This is a genomic window from Arthrobacter glycogeni (assembly GCF_054511155.1).
On record NZ_JBTNDE010000009.1, the window covers coordinates 1 to 16,234 of the forward strand.

General features: G+C 61.1%; 15 protein-coding genes, 1 pseudogene and 1 riboswitch. Of the genes and pseudogenes, 5 read left to right on the forward strand and 11 right to left on the reverse strand.

Annotated elements, in window-relative coordinates; genetic code table 11:
- The first annotated feature begins 524 nt into the window (after positions 1 to 524).
- Positions 525 to 731, forward strand: coding sequence for a DUF1059 domain-containing protein (locus tag ACX80O_RS07650; protein ID WP_459333063.1), 207 nt, complete (start codon positions 525 to 527; stop codon positions 729 to 731).
- A 250-nt stretch (positions 732 to 981) separates the two neighbouring features.
- Entirely contained in the window at positions 982 to 3,543 is a 2,562-nt protein-coding gene (locus ACX80O_RS07655; RefSeq protein WP_459333064.1) for a sensor domain-containing protein, read from the forward strand.
- A 139-nt stretch (positions 3,544 to 3,682) separates the two neighbouring features.
- Here the strand turns inward: ACX80O_RS07655 and ACX80O_RS07660 are convergent, their stop codons facing one another.
- From ACX80O_RS07660 to ACX80O_RS07675, 4 genes and pseudogenes are all read right to left on the reverse strand, one after another.
- Positions 3,683 to 4,078 (reverse strand): hypothetical protein, encoded by a 396-nt coding sequence (locus tag ACX80O_RS07660; protein WP_459333065.1) that lies wholly within the window; start codon positions 4,076 to 4,078, stop codon positions 3,683 to 3,685.
- Between the two features lie 239 nt (positions 4,079 to 4,317).
- A protein-coding gene (locus ACX80O_RS07665; RefSeq protein WP_459333066.1) for an IS3 family transposase occupies positions 4,318 to 5,501 on the reverse strand; the annotation gives its coding sequence in 2 pieces (ribosomal slippage) (positions 4,318 to 5,240 and positions 5,240 to 5,501; 1,185 coding nt in all).
- Positions 5,502 to 5,873: 372 nt separating this feature from the next.
- Complete coding sequence (locus ACX80O_RS07670; protein WP_459333067.1) at positions 5,874 to 6,725, reverse strand: phosphatidylinositol-specific phospholipase C/glycerophosphodiester phosphodiesterase family protein; 852 nt, start codon at positions 6,723 to 6,725, stop codon at positions 5,874 to 5,876.
- Positions 6,726 to 6,879: 154 nt separating this feature from the next.
- Positions 6,880 to 7,311: pseudogene (locus ACX80O_RS07675) on the reverse strand (phosphodiester glycosidase family protein).
- Between the two features lie 280 nt (positions 7,312 to 7,591).
- Between ACX80O_RS07675 and ACX80O_RS07680 the strand changes: the two are divergent.
- Positions 7,592 to 9,178: an alkaline phosphatase D family protein gene (locus tag ACX80O_RS07680; protein WP_459333068.1), complete on the forward strand. Its 1,587-nt coding sequence runs from the start codon at positions 7,592 to 7,594 to the stop codon at positions 9,176 to 9,178.
- A 211-nt stretch (positions 9,179 to 9,389) separates the two neighbouring features.
- Here the strand turns inward: ACX80O_RS07680 and ACX80O_RS07685 are convergent, their stop codons facing one another.
- From ACX80O_RS07685 to ACX80O_RS07695, 3 genes are all read right to left on the reverse strand, one after another.
- Positions 9,390 to 9,527, reverse strand: coding sequence for a helix-turn-helix domain-containing protein (locus ACX80O_RS07685; RefSeq protein ID WP_459333069.1), 138 nt, complete (start codon positions 9,525 to 9,527; stop codon positions 9,390 to 9,392).
- A gap of 250 nt (positions 9,528 to 9,777) precedes the next feature.
- Complete coding sequence (locus ACX80O_RS07690; RefSeq protein ID WP_459333070.1) at positions 9,778 to 11,352, reverse strand: signal peptidase I; 1,575 nt, start codon at positions 11,350 to 11,352, stop codon at positions 9,778 to 9,780.
- Positions 11,353 to 11,418: 66 nt separating this feature from the next.
- Positions 11,419 to 11,808, reverse strand: a complete 390-nt coding sequence (locus tag ACX80O_RS07695; RefSeq protein WP_459333071.1) for a hypothetical protein — start codon at positions 11,806 to 11,808, stop codon at positions 11,419 to 11,421.
- A gap of 9 nt (positions 11,809 to 11,817) precedes the next feature.
- A riboswitch (cyclic di-GMP riboswitch) is annotated at positions 11,818 to 11,894 on the reverse strand.
- Between the two features lie 1,075 nt (positions 11,895 to 12,969).
- Here ACX80O_RS07695 and ACX80O_RS07700 point away from each other — a divergent pair.
- Positions 12,970 to 13,242: a hypothetical protein gene (locus ACX80O_RS07700; RefSeq protein ID WP_459333072.1), complete on the forward strand. Its 273-nt coding sequence runs from the start codon at positions 12,970 to 12,972 to the stop codon at positions 13,240 to 13,242.
- Positions 13,243 to 13,253: 11 nt separating this feature from the next.
- Here the strand turns inward: ACX80O_RS07700 and ACX80O_RS07705 are convergent, their stop codons facing one another.
- Positions 13,254 to 13,466 (reverse strand): helix-turn-helix domain-containing protein, encoded by a 213-nt coding sequence (locus tag ACX80O_RS07705; protein ID WP_459333152.1) that lies wholly within the window; start codon positions 13,464 to 13,466, stop codon positions 13,254 to 13,256.
- A gap of 174 nt (positions 13,467 to 13,640) precedes the next feature.
- Between ACX80O_RS07705 and ACX80O_RS07710 the strand changes: the two genes are divergently transcribed.
- Positions 13,641 to 13,784 carry a hypothetical protein gene (locus tag ACX80O_RS07710; protein WP_459333073.1) on the forward strand — a complete coding sequence of 48 codons (144 nt, stop codon included), beginning with the start codon at positions 13,641 to 13,643 and terminating at the stop codon, positions 13,782 to 13,784.
- A gap of 14 nt (positions 13,785 to 13,798) precedes the next feature.
- Here ACX80O_RS07710 and ACX80O_RS07715 read toward each other — a convergent pair whose 3' ends face one another.
- The 3 genes from ACX80O_RS07715 to ypfJ all read right to left on the reverse strand — a co-directional run bounded on the left by ACX80O_RS07715 (position 13,799) and on the right by ypfJ (position 16,232).
- On the reverse strand, positions 13,799 to 14,269 hold the full coding sequence (locus ACX80O_RS07715; protein WP_459333153.1) for an acetamidase/formamidase family protein: 471 nt from the start codon (positions 14,267 to 14,269) through the stop codon (positions 13,799 to 13,801).
- 61 nt (positions 14,270 to 14,330) lie between these two features.
- Positions 14,331 to 15,188: an acetamidase/formamidase family protein gene (locus tag ACX80O_RS07720; protein ID WP_459333074.1), complete on the reverse strand. Its 858-nt coding sequence runs from the start codon at positions 15,186 to 15,188 to the stop codon at positions 14,331 to 14,333.
- Positions 15,189 to 15,314: 126 nt separating this feature from the next.
- On the reverse strand, positions 15,315 to 16,232 hold the full coding sequence (gene ypfJ / locus ACX80O_RS07725; protein WP_459333075.1) for a KPN_02809 family neutral zinc metallopeptidase: 918 nt from the start codon (positions 16,230 to 16,232) through the stop codon (positions 15,315 to 15,317).
- Positions 16,233 to 16,234: the final 2 nt, after the last annotated feature.

The following is a 16,234-nucleotide window of genomic DNA, read 5'->3' on the forward strand; positions in this document are numbered from 1 at the left end:
CGGCAAAGCCGGCCACATCGGCTTCCTACCCCTCGTCCTCACCGGGCTCACCAAAAACGAAGTATCCTTGCGGATCTCCGACCACTACCCCCTATGGACCGAATTCCGCCTCACACACCCCTAAAGAACTTCCCAAACCATTTCGGACCTGCGCCTGAGCTGCTGCGAGGTTTTCGGACAGCGGAATTGGTGGATTCTTCTACGCTGCCAGGTCACGTATTGCTGCGCTAAGTAGTCGCTACTCGCCCCGTGCTGAAGTGTATGGGCTGGGATTAGTGGCCGAATCGGCTCTAACACAGGCCGCGAGAGTGTTCAGCACGCTAAGCACCAGATGGGAGCGCGTTGACTCCAGATCAGCAAGGCGTCGTGCCGCAGCGTCCACCGAAGAGATCTTTTCCCGGTGTGCTGTCGGGGGCGGGGCCACACGATTTCGCGTAGCGTTTTGCCGAGAACTCAAAAATAGTTTGGCTGGCGAACCAAAATTGGTTCTTTACCACGTAAAGTGATGCTGTTTGCTACTTGATATGTTCGCCGTTGAATATAAGGGGTTCTCTGTGAAGTCGTTTGCCTGTGGAGATGTGATTCCCGGTTGCGATGCCCGGTGGGTGTGCAGCGCGGGGGACGAGATTCCGGTTAATGTCGGGGCGCACGCCGCGTCCGTGCATGGGTTGGTGGACCTGCCCGGTGATCTCATCTTCTCGGTTCGCCGCTCCATCTGGATGGTTAGCTGATCCCCACAAAAGTTGGGTTACAGTCCGCGCGTGCGGTGTATCCGGCGACGGTCGATGCCTCCTATGGTGCGTGATGCGACAACGACGTCTTGCTTTTTCGCTTTGATGATTACTAGACCGGGTTGCCATCCCACCGGTTCCTTGAAAGGGACACCAACTCATGGGTGATCAGGACATTAGTGCTTCAGGAGCCACTTCAAGAGGGTCGACTTCTCCACAGCACGAAGAGGAAACGTTTCAGCAGGATTCCATGGCGGCCGTTAGCCCTTTGGATGCTCTTCCCGGGAGCGCCGCGACCTTTGACGGTGACCTCCCCATCGGCTCTGAAGGGGCAGGGTTCGAAATGGCGGCGCTCTTCAAGTCGGTCGTCATCAACGCTAACGACGTCGTCCTGGTGTCCGAGGCGGAACCAGTGGATTTACCTTCTGGAGGGCCGAAGGTCATCTACGTAAACCCGGCGTTCACCCGGATGACCGGCTACGAGGCTCACGAAATCGTGGGCTTGACCCCCCGGATCTTGCAGTCGCCGAAAACTGATCGGGCCGAACTCGACCGGTTACGGACCGCGTTGCATCGGTGGGAACCGGTAGAGGTGGAACTGTTGAACGTCAGAAAGGACGGGGTGGAGTTCTGGTCGCAGATTAACATCACACCGGTCGCTGATGCCCGGGGTTGGTACACCCACTGGGTCGCCATTCAGCGCGACATTACCACCCGCAAGCACCGCGAACTCGCGGTGCAGAGAATGCTCGCGAGCACCTCCGACCTGCTGCTCATCATCGATGAGCAGCATACGCTCGCCTCGGCCAGCCCCACCGGCGAACGGATACTAGGCCGCCAACCACACAGCCTGGATGGGACAGACCTCTTCACCCTGATTCACCCCGAGGACCACGCCCGAGCCCGGGCACTGCTGGCACCTTCTCCCGTACTGCGCCTTGGACGCAACGCCACCGCCGACTTACGGCTCGGACACGCCGACGGTACCTGGCGGTGGCTGGAAATCAGTGTCGCGGACCTCGGTACCATGACCGGCGCCGGCTCGGGCCAGAATTCGCGTTCTTCCCTGGTACTGGCCTGCACCGACGTGACCGAGCACAAGCAGACCGAGGCCGCGCTGCAGGATTTGAACCACCTGTTCCGCAGCGCCTTCGACGACGCTCCGATCGGCATGGCCGTCACCTCACCCGCCGGAGCTTTCCTGCAGGTCAACCGGGCGCTGACCGAACTGCTCGGCCGAAACGAGGCCGAGCTGCTAGCCATGTCCGTACAGGAAGTCACCCACCCCGAGGACGCCGACCACGCTAAACGACAACGCCAGTCGTTGCTGCGCGGAGTCACGAACCGACACCGCCACGAAACCCGGTTCCTCCACGCCGACGGCACCACTGTGGGGATACTGCACTCTTCCTCCGTCGTCTCTAGCCCGGAAAACACTCCCGAATTGTTGATCGATCACATCGAGGACATCACCGAGCGCCAAGCGTTCGAGGCGACCCTGCAGCATCAGGCGTTGCACGACACCCTGACCGGATTGCCGAACCGTGCTTTGTTCGTGGACCGCCTGGACCAGGCACTACAAGATGGCCGTACAACCCACACCGGGGTGGCGGTGCTGTTTTGCGACGTGGACCGCTTCAAGGCCGTCAACGACACCCATGGACACCACACCGGCGACCGCGTGCTGACCCTGGTCGGTGAACGCCTGCAATCCGTCATCCGGCAAGGCGACACGGTGGCCCGCCTGGGCGGGGATGAATTTGTGGTCCTCTGCCGGGACGCGACCCCCGACCGGGCGGCGGCGACGGCCGCCCGGCTCCTGGCTGCCCTGCGGACCCCACTGATCGTTAACGGAACAAACATTACGGTCACTGCCTCGATCGGCATTACCTTCTCCCGCGCCGCGCACACCACCGCCGAGGAGCTGCTGCGCGATAGTGACAACGCCATGTACGCCGCGAAGGATTCCGGACGCGACCGCGCCGCCGTTTACGACGAGACCCTCGGCACCCGGATCAGGAAGCGGGTCCAGCTCGAGTCAGAGCTACAGGACGCCATCCAGAACGGACAATTGTGCCTGCACTATCAACCGCAGGTCGCCCTCACCAATGGTGAGGTTGTCGGCCTCGAAGCCCTCGTCCGGTGGGACCACCCGCGCCATGGACTCCTGATGCCCGGCGACTTCATCGCCGTCGCCGAGGAAGCCGGCTTGATCACCGACCTCGGCCACTGGGTACTCACCGAAGCCCTCCATGAAGTCACCCGGCGGCGCCTCGGCCGAGGAACCACCCCCGTGGTATGGGTGAACGTCTCCGCGTCCGAACTGGAAAACTCGGGGTTCGCCGCCGGCATCGAGCAAAGCCTGCGTACTGAGGGGCTTCCCGGTTCGGTCCTCGGTGTGGAGATCACCGAAAGCGTTCTCATGCTCAACCTCGAGCGGGCACGGGACATCCTCATTCATCTGCACTCCATCGGAGTGCATCTGGCCATCGACGATTTCGGGACCGGCTACTCCTCGCTGTCCTACCTCGCCCAGTTCCCCGTCGATACCATCAAGATCGATGGCTCCTTCACCGCCGGGCTCGACGACGACACGCGCAGGCGGGAAAGCTTCGCGATCATCAACGCCGTCATCGGACTCGCCCACGCCCTAAAACTGCGGATCATCGCCGAAGGAATCGAAACCACCAGCCAGGCCCAGGCTCTGCATGGCCTAGGCTGCGACTACGGCCAAGGGTACCTCCTCGGCCGCCCCACCCCCGACGGCAAACCCGCTAGCACCCCACCCCTGCATGGCCGCGTCGTTAGATAATCGAGATATGAAATGAGTGTCACCCGGATGGCGGTAGTGGCTAGCTGGCTCTGACCGACCAGCGGTGATTGGTGCAGGACATGAGTGTGGCACCCACCCCAGGATCGGGGTAGGTGCCACACCATTATTGAAGGTTTGGCTAGAGCAATCCGCCCAGCAGGCCCTCGTTGTCCTCGCCACTGTCAGTAGAGCCGTCGACCGAGTTCTCGGCATCGACGTCGGCATCCACATCAGGATTGGCGTCAACATCAGCGTCATTACCGCTGAAATTGCCGTTCAAGTTATCCGACACATCGGTGTCGATCCCGTTAAGCACGTTGTTGTTGCTCGCAACATCACCGAGGTCCAGCGCATCACCCAGGATGTTATCCAGCGACACGTTGCCGCTGTCGGCGATTTGGTTATCGCTCACCTGAGTGGTGACCTCGTCCACACTGGTCTCAGTACTGTCGGCGGCGGCCATACTGGCGCCTCCGAGGATCATCACACCGCTGATAGCGGTTGCGGCCAGGGACTTCGTCAAAAGATTCTGCATATCGTGCCTCCATAATTCTGTTGGGAGTTGAAGGACACTACCCATTCGGGGCCCACCCCGTGACCGGATTGGTATGAATCCGAAACTCTTTCGTAACCACCCCACACACCCTCCGACCACGCCCAACACACACATACGCCAACCCGCCCCCACACAGGAACTGCCGCTCCCCCACAAGTTGCACGGCTTTAAGCTTGGGCTGCTGTGGGGATTTCGGACAGTGGAATGAGTGGATTCTTCTACGCTGCCAAGGCTGGCTGTTGATAACCATAGTGGACTTCGTTAGGCCGACGGTATCCGAGCGCGGAATGACGGCGCCGGCTGTTGTAAAACCCCTCGATGTAGCGGATGACATCGCTGCGGGCCTGTGATTTCGTTGCGTAAACGGTCCGGTAGACACGCTCATTCTTCAGTGCTGAGAAGAATGATTCGGCCATGCTGTTGTCCCAGCACACACCCGTGCTTCCCATTGACGATCGCATGCCCAAACCGGTCACCAAGGCCCTGAACTCGGCCGAGGTGTAGACGCTGCCCCGATCGGAGTGCCAGATCGCGGCCGGCTCGATCCAGGTCGTAGCGGCGGCGTTCTTGAGCGCATCCGCTACGAGCTCGGTGCGCATGTGATCGGCGATGGACCAGCCGACAGCTTTCTTGGAGTAACAATCGATGACGGTGGCGAGGTAGACGAACCCTTGCCACGTGTGAATATAGGTGATGTCGCCGACGAACTTCACGCCGGGCCGGTCAGCGGTGAAGTCCCGCTTGACGAGGTCGGGCATGCCCGCGGCTGCCTCAGCGTCGGTCTCGGTGGTGAGGCGGAACGGACGTGGCTGACAGGCCACCAGGCCTTGGTAGCGCATGATTTGCCGTACCAGCTCGGGAGAGCACTCGGTTCGTTCCGCGGCGAGATCGGCGTGGATGCGCCGGTACCCGTAGGTACCCTCGGACTCCTCGAAGTAGTGCTGGATCCTGGCTGTCAGGGCCTCGCGGCGGGCCGCCGTGGCTGATTTCGGACGGGTGGCCCAGTGATAGAAACCGGACGTCGAGACGGCCAACCAGCGGCACATTTTCACCACTGCATTCAGATTGGACGGGTCGGCTTTTTGGGAATCGATGAATTCATACTTGCTCACTACCGCTGCTCCCGCGCGAAGTAAGCGCTGGCTTTTTTCAAAAAGGCAGTCTCTGCCCGCAGCTCTTGAACTTCGCGCTCGAGCTCCTTCAGCCGGGCCCGTTCCGAGAGCGTCAGGTCCGCCTCCGTGCCGCCGTTGGCCTCGCGGTACTTGACCAACCAGTTGCGGAGCGTCTCGGGACCGACACCGTACGATATGGCCACGTCCTTGATCGGCTTGGACGTGTTGATCACCTCGCGGCACAGCTCGTCCTTGAACTCCTGGGTAAATCGTCTGCGTGATGCGGTCATGCTGATCTCTACTTTCGGTAGACCCTCATTTTAAGAGGGCCCACTGTCCGAGATCTCCACAGCAGCTCAGCTAACTCCCCCGGGGGACTCCACCCGCCCACAGGTGGATGACCCAGCAAAACGCCCAACCGGCAAGGGCTCAACACCTGAGTTGCCCGTGGCCGCCCGCACAGTCCCTTTATGGGGGCCAAACCAATTCCGTGAGCCAGAACCAGACTTCTACGCAACTGACCCCTTCAACTGCCCGCAAAACTGTGAAGCGGCGGAAGATCGGCTTAAACGACAGTTAACCTTGAGCTCCGGCGCTTCAACGGCTGAGGATGGCCGCGATTCGGTCGGGAGCCGCCCGGCGGGCCACCCTGTTGATCGGGCTCAGCCGCGCGCTGCAAGGAACCGTTCGGGGGCTGCGAGGTCATCCGTGTTGATGTGGTCAACGCTGGCATCAGCCAGTTCCGACCAGACAGCTTCACGCGCCGCACCGGGTAGGTCTGGGGTCGCCCAGAACCCGACGCGTACGCCTTGTTCATGGGCGGTGGCGACGTAGGCCCGGAGCTTCTCGCGCGCAGCGGCCGGCATTTCGCCCACACCTTGCCAGGTGAAGAGCTGGTTCCAGTTGTTGCTGATCAGCGGCATGAGGCTGGATGGCAGCGCCGATCCCAGGTCGGTCGCGCGGCCGTCATAGAAGCTTGAGCGCTTCTGGTCGGCAGCCATCGTTGCAAGGGGGCGGTTGCCGCTGACGACGACACTTACCGCCCCTTGCTTCACCTTGCCGTTGCTGAATCGCGTGAGCAGGGATCGATGCTCGTCGAGCTCAGCCTCAAGGGCGGCGTAAGTCTGCTCGGCGTCACCCTTGATGTCGACCAGCAGTTGGAACTCGCCGTCCCACCCCGGGTAGACGCTGCCGGCCTTGCCGTCCACGAGCTCGTCAAGCGGATCAAGGTAGAGGCTCTCGAGCGTCACGCCGGCAGTGACGTCTTCGAGGTCATGGGCCACGAGCAGTTCGCCGTCCACGAGCCACACATCAGCCTCGACGCTAGTGAAACCATGCTCGAGGGCATCAAACAGCGGGCGGTCGTGCTCATAGTCATTATGGGCGTGCGCTGCTTCGCGCGGCGTGCCGAGGATGACGTCTTCCGGCGCCTGGTTTGCGTTTGCCGGAACGGCGACAGAAACGGCAAGGGAAGAGCAGACAAGCAATAGCGCGAGCGGCCGGGTGACGGACATGATCCTCAACTTCCTGGGGGGCTTATGGTCCTCCTATGCTAGGAAGCTAAGGTAAGCAGCAGGCTGACGTCCGCTGGCGCTCAAGTGAACAACGCATGACGCCAACTCAGCGCGCGTCGCGAGATAGAAGCCGCCGGTGCCCGCGGTAGGTCAGCTATTTCCTGCCGGGCAGCACCAGCAGCGCATCTTTCACTGCACGCTTAGCGCCGCCGGCGTCCGAGGGAACGTTGACCACCGTTTTGTTGACCATCATGGTGGTGGAACCGCCGCCGTCGAGGTTATTGGGTTCCACCATGCCAAGCGCCTGGGCCACCAGCGCAGCCTCCTAAATGCTGAGCCCCAGCGAACCGGTCTGACGACCGTCGGCGGTCATAAGGATGATGCGGCCCTCGGTATCGGTGCGGGCCACAGTGCGGGGGTTTCGTTTGTGCGCCCAACCGTAGAACATTCCGGGGTTATTTGCATGCACCATACCGTCCCGCGCGGCCGTCACTTCGAGGCGCCCATTGTCAATCAGGAGCGGCCCGCCGTTGACCACATGATCGGCAGCACCGGTTCTAAGGTCTCGCCCGTCCTGGCCTACCAGGTCCTACTTTTATGAAGCGTCGAGCTGGAAGGATGGTTCGCTGAATCTACAGGACCAGCGTCCCACCCGTCGCTAGTGCCAGCATGACCGCCAACTGGTATGGAGCTCGGATCGGCCCCACTGCCCTGCGGGTGCACTGCTCTCCTAGTTGAACCGTGTGGCCTGGCTTCCATCGCTGGTGGACTGCCTACAGGGCTGTTCGTTCGATCGTCGCGAGCAGTTCATTGCTCGTTTACCAAGGCAACGACAGGCGTCCAAGTGCTTCACCTAGGCTCGAGCGATGACCACCATCTCACGCAGATCACTTATCAGTGCCGGCCTCGGTGCCGGCGTCATCGTCGCCCTCCCCGGTGCCGCCGTCGCCGGCGTGTCGACTGCCCGGGACGCGGGCCTGCGCACGGATCCATTCATGCTCGGCGTTGCCTCGGGAGAGCCTTCTCCGGATGGTTTCGTGCTCTGGACCCGCCTCGCAGTTGACCCCCTCGCCGAAAACGGTCTTGGCGGCATGCCCTCCCGCCCGGTCGCCGTGGCCTGGGAGATTGCCGAAGATCCCCGGATGACGAAGGTGGTGGCCCGCGGCGTTGAACAAGCAATCCTCGACAACGCCCACTCGGTGCACGTGGAGCTAGCCGGCCTCAGACCGGGCCGAGAGTACTTCTATCGATTCCGCAGCGGACGACACATCAGCGTTACGGGCCGGACACTCACCAGCCCCGCAGTTGGTGAAACACCTGCCGCCCTGGCGATGGCTTTTGCCAGCTGCGCCCAGTACGAACACGGCTATTTCACCGGCTACCGGCACCTCGCGGAAGACCACCCGGACCTCGTACTGCATCTGGGCGACTACCTGTATGAATACCGTAAAGACAGCTACGTCATCAACGGCGGCAATCCCCGCGATCATGAGGGTCCGGAAACCGTCACTCTGGAGGGCTACCGGCAGCGTCACGCACAGTACAAGTCCGACGTCGATCTGCAGGCGGCGCACGCGATCGCGCCCTGGCTGGTTGTGTGGGACGACCACGAGGTCGATAACAACTGGGCGGACGACATCCCCGAGAACATGGATGCAGCACAGCAAAACGACACGCTTGAACGCTTCCGTCTTCGCCGGGCGGCAGCATTCAAGGCCTATTACGAGAATATGCCGCTACGCGCTTCATCAGTACCAGCAGGCCCGGACATGAAAATCTACCGCACCCTCCAGTGGGGACAGCTGGCGAACTTTCACATGATGGATACCCGCCAGTACCGGGACGACCAGCTTGCGGGCGATGGCTTCAAGAAGAACGTGGCCGGGCGTTTCGAAGGGAACCGCACCATCACGGGTATCGAACAGGAAAAGTGGCTCCTCAACGGCTTCCAGAACTCGACCCAGCGATGGGACATCCTGGGTCAGCAGGTCTTCTTCACCGAGCGCGACCGGGATCAGGCACCCGAAATCGATGACGTCTCCATGGACGGATGGGATGGCTACGCGGCATCGCGGCAGCGCATCACCCAAGGCTGGGTGGACTCGAAGGTGCGCAACGCCGTCGTTCTCACCGGCGATGTGCACCGGAACTGGGCAAACGACATCAAGGTGGATTACAAGGACCCGGAATCGCCGATAGTCGGTACCGAACTCGTCAGCACGTCTATCACCTCGACGGGCAACGGCACCGGGTCAACGATGGATCCAGTCATGGCATGGAACCCGCACCTCAAGTTCTACAACGATCAGCGCGGCTACGTAAACACCCGAATCACCCTGGACTCAATGACCGCGGACTTCCGGGTGCTCGACTACGTCACGACGCCAGGTTCCCCAGTCAGCACCAAGGCATCATTCCACATCAACGACCGGGTTCCCGGACTAAAGGTCTGAGGAGCATCGGTACGGAAGTTCATGTTTAGTAGGTTCCGGTGCGCGTGTCAGCTTCGGATGGCGGAGCTTTCGGTTCTAGACGGTGTCGTTGCTAGCTCGGTCGACGGCTCGGTGAACGGGTGGGAGTGCGACCGCGAAGAGTTCGGCGGGTTTTGCTGCCGTCCAGATCCATACTGTCAGTTGCAGAGACCATCTGCACTGGATGTCAGGACTAGCCTGCACTGTTGAGGTTGGTCCTTGGCGAACCTATTTGCTCGGCTTTCAGATACTGGTACAGGGTCTCGCGGCTGAATCCGAACTCTCGTGCGAGGCTGGTTTTCTGTTCCCCGCCGGTGACTCGCTCCCTCAATTCTGCCGCCTGGAGGGGGAGAGTGATTTACTGCGACCGCGGTAAGCGCCGCGCCGCTTCACCAACGTGATCACGCCACAGCAGACTGAACTGCTGTGGAGATTTAAGACAGTGGGCCCCCCTAAAATGAGGGTTCTACTGAAAGAGAGACCAGTAGTCCACGGGCGTCCGCGGATAGTTGCACTGGATATGGATAGCCTCGTGTTCAGACCCGCGCGGCGTTTGGCTAGAGAGGTTCCGCTTTCACTTTTTAGGTGTTGATCCGAGAGTCTGTTTCCGTCGTTAGGGCAAGGACGTCTGTTGGTGGGGTTTCGGAGTTCGTACGGTATCGGTAGGTGGTGCTTTCGTCGTGGACGACAAATGTTTCGACGTCGCTCCTATCCCAATGGAGGACGAGAAGGCCGTAGCGTTCGGCGAGTTTGGCCAGCGTCGCGAAAGTGGTGACGTCGATGACGGGCTGTCCCTGCGGAGCGGGCATCGGGTGGACCCGGACCAGGAGCGCGGAATAGCGGCGGCGGATCGCTGCGCCTTCATCAACTGGTGTGTTCCGTCGTGCAAGCAACGTCAGAGTGATGCCTGCGAGGAATGTCAGGAGGATTAAGGCTGCCGAGATGATCCGGGCGTTTGCTGCGGTGAGGTTCCAGATTTCCGGTCCCAAGGTCCGCGGCACCGCAAGCGCCTGGCCCACTGGGGCGTCATTAGTGACAGTGAGGGCATCCGGTGCGCCGGGAACGCTGAGCTGCAGAGGCGCTAGTTCAAGTGTGAGCGCAGGCTCGAAGTCGGGCCCCGCTGCTGTCTGCACACGAGGAGTGAGGGTAATCAGTATCGGGCTTTCCGGAAGGCCGGTGACGGCCGACGCTGCCCGGGCTTTGTCCTCGAATGTTGCCAGGTCCAGCTCTACGGTGCCTTCATACTGAGTGCCCAAGAACGAGGTTGTAGTTTGGAGAGGAATGGTGGTGCGCCATCCGCCAAGGGTGGATAGTTCAGCGGACACGGTAACGCTGCCCGGTTCGCCCTGGTAGGCGAAATGCACATCGACGGTATCGGCGAGGGAACGGAAAACTGGATCCGGGGATTCAGCCACAGTTCCGTCATAGGCTGGGCTGTTACCAACCTCCGCGGTGTAGGAAAATTTCATCCGGGCGCCACTGACAGGTTCGGTAGCAGCGGGTTGATTGAGCGGTCCGGTCCAGGCCAAGATGACAAGCGTCGAGGCAATGATTGCCAGAATGAGGGTCACGGCGGCGCCCACCCGCAGCAGTGGCGGTAGCGCCCGAGCTGCCCCGCTCAAGCCGGTTCCAGTAACGGTGTGGCGGGACATATCCGCCCTCCTTTGTCTGCTCTGTCTGCGTCTGCGTCGGGTTATGGTGGTGCCGCCGCCGGCTACCAGCGCGAAAGTCATCAGGGCCAGCATCGGCGGGCTGGCCAACCGATCCAGCCACACCCCACCCTGCGGGATATGCAGGAGCTCCCGGCCAACGAGATCCTCGGCGGAGGGCTTCACGGTATCTATCGACTGACTGTTATCGCCTTTGAACACGAAAGCGGTTTGGCCGCCCCCGATAATACGGTGCAGCACAACCTCATTGCTGCCGGGCAGCCGGTAGGCGGCTATCTGACCCACGGAATACGATGGTGCCCGGCCGATTGCTACCAGGTCCCCGTCGTTATAGACCGGGTTCATACTGGCACCGTCTGTGGTTACCACCGCAGCCTGACCAGCGATAATCGCCGCCCCGATGACCGTGAGGGCAACAGCCGCGGCGGCAAGGAAACCCACCAGCAGACGACGGAACAGCCGGTTCAGCATAATAGTTGGTCTCATCACTGATAAGAGGCCCTTGGGTGGGCCCGCAGTAAGAGGTACGGGCCCACCCCTAAAGGTGTGGAACTAGCTAGGGACGGTGACAGCGGCGCTGTTCACACCGGACTGGCTCAGACCGGTGCCTGGGCTGCAGGTGGAAACGAACGTGGTGGCGCTAATGGCCGTGCAGGTGAAGGTCGTCGCCGTGCCGCCGGTAAGTGCAATGGTGGGAGTTTTACCGCCCGTGGCGTCCGCGAATGTCAGCGTCACGGAATTGACGGCCGTTTTGGTGCTATCGGTGTACCCGTAGACCAGGCTGCTCAAGGTGGCGCCCGTAACGGTCTGGCTGACGGTACCCCCAACGAACTGGGTTGAACCAGCTGTGTTGCTCAGTCCGGTGCCTGTAAGCGCGGAACCGCCAGTGAAGGCCAGGGCCGCAACGGCAAGGGCAGCGATAAGTTTGGTGGATTTTTTCATTATCTCAATTTCAGTAGCCCGGCGAACCCTCAGCGGGTTCCGTGGCTTTGCGTCCCCGGTTCACACCGGGTTTGCCGTTTTAGTGAGGATGCACCGCAACGGAGAAGAAGAGACTGCAAGCGGCTCCCCTAAACCAGCGCTGTGCGGAGTGTGACCGCATCAAATCGGAAGAAACGGGTCCGATCGATTCTGAAGCACTCTCTGAAACTACAACGGAATAAATCCGGAATCGCCATACTTTGTCAATCCTGCGCAAACCCTTGACTAAACGGGCTAAATTCTTCGACTAATAGAAATCGTCTTCCCCACTCTGAAGCTAGATACTCTCGCGGATCCTCAGTGGAAAGGATGGCGGCTGCACCGGATTGCTCGGGATGAACGGGAGTAGGTCGGTTTCCAACTGCTGCACTGCATCTATTCGGCTCCAGCCGAATCGGCCAATAAGGGTCAAGCTCGTTTCATGGGGGTCGTTGCTGGTGTTGATGGTGTCCGCCATGATCCGATCCCGGCGATCCAGCGGACTAGAAACCTGGGCCGGAATCGCCGCTCTTACAGGGGCGGGTTGCTATCAGGCTGATTGACGCTTCCAATCAAGTCAGGCGGCGACAGCTGCTCCGTGTCGCCATTCGCGCAGCTGACCTTGATCTGAAATCCAAATCAGGCTCTAAAACTTTGACTGCCGAACTCGACCGGCGCGAACGTGCCGCAACTACAAGTTGGATAAAGTTTCAAGATGGAGCTGACGGGAACTGTGCGCAGTGGTGGCGAGACTAAAACCAGCCCGATCATTGCCAGCGGCTCCACCTACGGTGAGGCCCGAGAGGCTTTGGAGGCACAGATCCCGAGGGTCCGCTCTGATCGTGATCGCACGGATCAGCAGACCTCGACCGGCCCGTTGATGGGTCGTCGCGCTGGTTATGCGTGCTAGCTGACGGCGGGTAAGTGTCGGTGCCGGGATTTAACGTAAAGGTGCCGGCGTTTGAGGAGTTGGGGGAACTCAAAGGACACCGGCACCGAGAGCCGCTATCTCTAACGGCCCTCACACCAAGGGTACTCACCGTTTATGAAAGCTAGCAGAGCGGCGGCAGTCCCGTGGGCACGTCGAAAAGGTCCAGGAAGTACTATGACCGGTTATTGGATGGGTGGATTGAGGAACTGGTGATGCGTGAGGAACTGGTGATGCGTGAGGAACCGGTGATGCTCACGGACGCCGAACTGGATTTACCGGCTAACCCCGCCCATGAGTTCCCTACACCACGCCGGGTGCACATCTGGATTCGCTACCCATCGAGCGCTTACTGGGTGAAGGGACACTCGACAGGGTGGACCAAAACGGCGGTCAAGGTGTCGTTCTTTGAACCTGGCATAAAAATCCAGCGGGAGGGTTGGGTGTGGGGCGGCTCGGTCACTCCTGCTGCACCGGATGAGCTGTAGGACAGCTGCCATTAGGGCTCGGTATCGGCGGGCGGGTCGCCACGACGGATTGTCTCGGCTGTGCGCTGGTAGGCGTCGGTGATGTAGTCCTCCAACCTGGTCCGTTCAATGCTCCATTGTCCACGGCCACCAATCTGGATTGCTGGCAGATCCCCAGCTCTGATCAGTGCGCGGATCTGGCTCGTGCTGGTGTTCAGTTCCTGGGCGACGTCGGGGATGGTCATAAACCGGGCGGGTTCGGCTGTGCTCACTGGGCCATGCTCCGTGGGTGTTGAACCTGGGCGCGGATCACTAAATGTTGGTGGCGCCGGCTTCTGCACCACACAGTTACCGGCCCCGTTTTTTCTTCTGGTTTTCCCTGCGAAAAGAAATCTGTTGGGTTAGCTTATTGTCGTCTGTTGCGCTGCCAAATCAAGGCCAGCACCGCCGCTGCTGCCGCGCCGATCAGGGCCAGCACCAGCAACGGCCAGATGAGTTCTTGGCTGGAAGATGAGGAACACCTTGATGGCTGGGATGATGATGAGCAGCGCTCACGTCGATGAAATGGGTAATACAGCTAGGCGAAGTGGGCTTTGCTGATGAGGCCGTGGACGCCGACGGTGCGGTCGACGATCTGCGACACCGCAAAGTCCGCAGCTGCGGAAAGATAGGCGTAGGCGACGGCCCGATCCATGCCTCGATCGTTCTGTAGGAAGTCGAGGGCATTGATGATGGCTCGCCGCATGGCGACGTTCAGATCTCCGCTGACCCCTCCCTCATCCAGGCCGTCGGGATCCGATAGTCCGATCGGTATCCACGCGTCTTTCGTTTCCCCGAAGGGGTACTTGTAGGCCACAGAGGGGGCGTCACCGGATCCGGGCTTACAGACGGTCAACCGGAAAGTGCCGCGCAGCGATCCTTCCATCGCGGTGAGGGCTACTTCGCCGTCGCCCATACCCATGTGCGGATCGCCGATGTAGAAGAGTGCTCCATCCGCCTTGACCGGCAGGTAGAAAGTGGAGCCTGCACCGAGGTGCCGGATATCGATGTTGCCGCCGCCGAGCGTGGGCGGAACGGAATTCGCTTCCGGTGAGGTGAGTCCATCGGATTCAGCGAACGCAACACCCCATCATCCCCATGAACGAGCGCAGCGGAAACCGGACAGTCATGTCACCGCTGACCATGACTCCCTTGCCGTCTTCGACAGCTGTGAAGACCGAGACGTTGCCGTAGTCCGAGGGGACACCGGATGTCCTGTTGTCGGTAGCTACGGGAGGCATCACTTCCTCAAGGCTGATGCCGTCCGGCGGCTGAACATCCGCCTGCACAGCGAGGCCGCCTTTTCCGTGTCTGCTGGAGACAACACCATAGGGCACCCGTGGGACAGCTTCGAGCGTCTCAATTTTTAACACATCGCCGGGCTTCGCCCCCTCGACGGACACCGGGCCGGTGACGATGTGCGGGCCGTCGGTGTCGAAGTCCCGGGGAGTGCGGTTGTACCCGGCGGCGATGCTGACTGCGTCCTCGAGGATGCTGCTCTCCGGCACACCCAGCCCACCGAAGTATTCGAGCGGGTTCCGGCCCTGATCCTCGAGGATTCCTTCGTGGGACAAGGCGTCGATGGTGACCGTCTGGCCGGACCGGATGGACAGTACCGGCGAGGCATGGACCGTGGGCACGTACCCCCAAAGGACATCTTCAGGGGTGGAAGCCAGATACGCGTCACCCCTGGTTGTGCCGCTGTTGGGTTGCAGGATCTGCCCGAACCCACCAGAAGATGCGGTGTTTCCCCCGGTACCTGACGCTGACGCCGAGGCGGTACCAGCGGAGCTAGCGCCCACCGCCTGGGAGGTGCACCCGGTTGCTGCTGCTAGCGTTCCGAACGCCGCAACGACTCCCATAAACCGTCGCCTGCCGAGACCCTTGACAAGAGCTTCGGCTGCTTCCCTATTGAAACTGTCATTCATTGTGATTCCCTCCGCAGGTCGTATCGCCGACCGTACGGAGTGTTTGTTTCGCAGTGATTTCAATCACGAGTCTTAACGGAATGGACCCAGATGGATATTCACCAGACCGGTGACGATGGACCTGGGCTACGCCCCCGGGGCGTCCAGGTCTGCGGCACTGAAGGTATCGCAAGCGTTGATGTCGCCGGTTTCGTAGCCTTGCAGGAACCAGGCCTGGCGCTGCTCGCTGGAACCGTGAGTCCATCCTTCCGGATTGACCTGGCCGGTGGAGGCTTCCTGGATCCGATCGTCACCCACCGCTGAGGCCGCGGAAAGGGCATCCTGAAGATCCGTGGAGGTGAACTCGCGCAGGAACGGTTCCCCGGATTCCGCGTCAGGGACGCTGATGGCGTGACCGGCCCACATCCCTGCATAGCAATCTGCCTGCAGTTCGACCCGAACCGCACCCGATTCGGGCCCCTGCGGATCCTCCTGTGCTGCGTTCAGCGTGTTCGTGATTTTCTGGATGTGGTGCCCAAACTCGTGGGCGATGACGTATTCCTGAGCGAGCGGCCCCCCGGAGGCGCCGAAGCGGGTAACCAGGTCGTCGAAAAACTCGGTGTCGTAATAGGTCTGTTCATCGAGCGGACAGTAGAACGGACCGACGGCGCTGGTGGCGTTGCCGCACCCGGTGTCCGTCTGACCGGTAAACAACACCACGCCCGGCTGGTTGTATTGGACGCCGAAGTCTTCCAGGTAGGGAAGCCAAAAAGCGTCGAGGCTTTCTGCGGTTCCGAGGATCCTGCAGTCGAGCCGTTCGTTGGCGTCGGCGCCGGTCTGGCAGGCGTTGATGGCGTCAGTCTGCTGGTTCCCGCCGTCCGCGCCCCCGGCAGCACCGCCGTCGAGCCCCAGCTCGTTGACCACACCCGGGCCAAACAGAAGGGACAGCAGGAGAATAACCCCACCGCCCAGTCCGCCACCGATGGCCACGCCACGGCCTCGGCCCCGCCCCCTGCGGTCACTGACACGGGACGGATCCAACTGCGCACTGTCGTTGAAGCTCATGG